Source organism: Lysobacter enzymogenes (genome assembly GCF_017168095.1).
Taxonomy (GTDB): Bacteria; Pseudomonadota; Gammaproteobacteria; order Xanthomonadales; family Xanthomonadaceae; genus Lysobacter; species Lysobacter enzymogenes_D.
The window spans coordinates 3,449-6,623 of sequence record NZ_LXSD01000384.1 but is presented as its reverse complement, the minus strand read 5'-3'; the positions used below and the strand labels follow the sequence as shown (position 1 = coordinate 6,623).

Below are 3,175 nucleotides of genomic sequence, written 5' to 3'. Positions count from 1 at the left end.
CGCCGGCCTCGCCGTGGCCCGACCGACTGTGGCTGGCGGCGCTGCTGCTGGCGGCCGCGGCCGGCGCCTGGTCCGCGTTCGACTACGGCCGCCAGCACCTCGACGCGGCCGACCTGCGCGCGGCGTTCGGCGGCGGCCTGGCGACCTTGCTGCGGGTGGCGGTGCTGATCGCCATCGCCAGCGCGATCTGGGTGCCGGTCGGGGTGTGGATCGGCCTGCGCCCGCGCTGGGCGCAGCGCCTGCAACCGGTGGCGCAGCTGCTGGCGGCGTTTCCGGCCAACGTGCTGTTCCCGGTGGCGGTGATCGCGATCCTCGCCACCGGCGCGGACCCGGACATCTGGCTGTCGCCGCTGATGGTGCTGGGCACGCAGTGGTACATCCTGTTCAACGTGATCGCCGGCGCCAGCGCGGTGCCCACCGACTTGCGCGAGGCAGCCAGCGTGTACCGGCTGCGTTCGTGGACGTGGTGGCGGCGCGCGATCCTGCCGGCGGTGTTCCCCTACTACGTCACCGGCGCGCTGACCGCCTCGGGCGGTTCGTGGAACGCGAGCATCGTCGCCGAGTGGGTGAGCTGGGGCGACCAGCACGTTCAAGCCTACGGCCTGGGTTCCTACATCGCCCGCGCCACCGCCGCCGGCGACTTCCCGCGCATCGTCCTGGGCGTGGCGGTGATGTCGCTGTTCGTCACCGCCTTCAACCGCGCCCTGTGGCGCCCGCTGTACGCCTACGCCGAACGGCGCCTGCGCCTGGACTGAGCGCGCGCCCGACTGTCATCGAATCCGAAGGAGTTCCATCATGACCCTGCACATCTGCATCCGCCCGCTGATCGACGTGCGCGGCCTGAGCCAGCACTACCCCCGCGCCGGCAGCGAACCGCTGCGCGTGCTCGACCACGTCGACCTGCAACTGCATCCCGGCGAAATCGTCGGCCTGCTCGGCCGTTCCGGCTCGGGCAAGTCGACCCTGCTGCGCGCGATCGCCGGCCTGATCCGCCCCAGCGCCGGCGAAGTCGAATTCCTCGGCACGCCGCTGAGCCGCGCGCCGGCCGACATCGCGATGGTGTTCCAGAGCTTCGCCCTGTTCCCGTGGCTGACCGTGCTGCAAAACGTCGAGCTGGGCCTGGAAGCGCGCGGCGTGGCGCCGCAGGAGCGGCGCCGGCGCGCGCTGGCGGCGATCGACCTGATCGGCCTGGACGGCTACGAAAGCGCGTATCCGAAGGAGTTGTCCGGCGGCATGCGCCAGCGCGTCGGCCTGGCCCGCGCGCTGGTGGTGGAGCCCAAGGTGCTGCTGATGGACGAGCCGTTCTCGGCGCTCGACGTGCTGACCGCGCAGACCTTGCGCAGCGACCTGCTCGACCTGTGGGCCGAGCGGCGCATGCCGATCGAATCGATCCTGATGGTCACCCACAACATCGAGGAAGCGGTGCTGATGTGCGACCGCATCCTGATCTTCGGCTCGCATCCGGGCCGGGTGATCGAGGAGATCCGGGTCTCGCTGCCTCAGCCGCGCGACCGCTTCGATCCGCCGTTCCGCGATCTGGTCGATGCGATCTACCAGCGCATGACCGGCGGCGCCCAGCCCGGCGCGGCGCCGCGCGGCGGGCTGGCGATGGAGCTGCCGCACGTGTCCAGCAACCTGATCGCCGGCCTGATCGAGGCCCTGGCCGAGCCGCCCTACCGCGGCCACGCCGACCTGCCGGCGCTGGCGGCGCAACTGCAGCTGGAAATCGACGAACTGTTCCCCATCGCCGAAAGCCTGCAGTTGCTGGGGCTGGCCGAACTCGGCGACGGCGACCTGCGCCTGAGCGAGACCGGCGCGCGTTTCGCCGCGCTCGACACCGATGCGCGCAAGCACCTGTTCGCGCGCCAGCTGGCCGCGCACGTGCCGCTGGCCGCGCACATCCGCCGGGTGCTGGACGAGCGCAGCGCGCACCAGGCGCCGGCGCGGCGGTTCCGCGACGAGCTGGAAGACCACATGTCGCCGGACTATGCCGCGGCGACGCTGCGCGCGGTGACTTCGTGGGCGCGCTATGCGGAGTACTTCGCCTACGACGAGGCGGCGGATCGGTTCAGCCTGGACAATCCGGGCTGAGCCGGAGCGGCTGCAACAGAGCGTCGGAGCTGAAGCCCCTCCCACAACAGCCTCCATCGGCGGGTGCGAGGCTGTCGCAAGGACGCCATCGGGCCCGATGCCTGGGCTGCGCTCGAAGCATCGTTGCCGAAGCCCTGCCGCAAGACCTTCACCTGCCCAAGCCAAGCTGTCGTGGGAGGGCCTTCAGGCCCGACGCCTTCCGCTACGACGCGACACCTCTTTGCACACCCGACCACGGAGCCGCGCATGCGCTTCCTGCACACCTTCCAACTGCTGCCGTTCCTCGACACCGCGCTGAGCCTGCTGGCCGCCTTCGTCCTGGGCACCCTGATCGGCGCCGAGCGCCAATACCGCCAGCGCACCGCGGGCCTGCGCACCAATGTGCTGGTCGCGGTCGGCGCGGCCGCGTTCGTCGACCTGGGGATGCGCCTGGCCGGCAGCGTCGAAGCGGTGCGGGTGATTTCCTACGTGGTCTCCGGCATCGGCTTCCTCGGCGCCGGCGTGATCATGAAGGAAGGCATGAACGTGCGCGGCCTCAACACCGCCGCGACCCTGTGGTGCTCGGCCGCGGTCGGCGCCTGCACCGGCGCGGACATGATCGCCGAAGGCGCGCTGCTGACGGCGTTCGTGATCGCCGGCAACACCTTGCTGCGGCCGCTGGTCAACGCGATCAACCGCGTGCCGATCGACGAGCGCGTGTCGGAAGCGACCTACGAGGTGCGCGTGAGCGCGGTGCCGGACACCGCGCCGGCCGCACGCGAGTGGCTGGTCGACCATCTGGAAGCGGCGAACTACCCGGTCGGCGACGTCAACGTGGACGAGCACGGCGACACCGCGACCGACATCGTCGCGACCCTGGTCAGCACCGCGGTAGTGGCGGCCGAACTGGATGCCGTGGTGGAACGATTGCGGCGCCTGCCGGGGGTGACGCATGCGACGTGGGAGTCGAGCACGCGCGACTGAGCGGCCGCGCGAGCCACGGACGCTCGCTGTAGAAGCGGCGCGAGCCGCGACCGCGGGATAGCCGGTCGCGTCGCATCTGCGGTGTCGCGGTCGCGGCTTGCGCCGCTCCTACAGGGGCAAC

The 3,175-nt window shown here is 71.3% G+C and carries 3 protein-coding genes; all 3 read left to right on the top strand.

Annotation, left to right across the window (positions count from 1 at the left end; genetic code table 11):
* Positions 1–755 (top strand): ABC transporter permease subunit (locus tag A7A76_RS15670; protein WP_206412058.1); only part of this gene is annotated, 755 nt, incomplete at its 5' end.
* Positions 756–795: 40 nt separating this feature from the next.
* The gene (locus A7A76_RS15665) at positions 796–2,091 is read left to right on the top strand and encodes an AAA-associated domain-containing protein (RefSeq protein ID WP_206412057.1); all 1,296 of its coding nucleotides are present in this window, start codon (positions 796–798) and stop codon (positions 2,089–2,091) included.
* Between the two features lie 246 nt (positions 2,092–2,337).
* Positions 2,338–3,054: an MgtC/SapB family protein gene (locus tag A7A76_RS15660; RefSeq protein WP_206412056.1), complete on the top strand. Its 717-nt coding sequence runs from the start codon at positions 2,338–2,340 to the stop codon at positions 3,052–3,054.
* Positions 3,055–3,175: the final 121 nt, after the last annotated feature.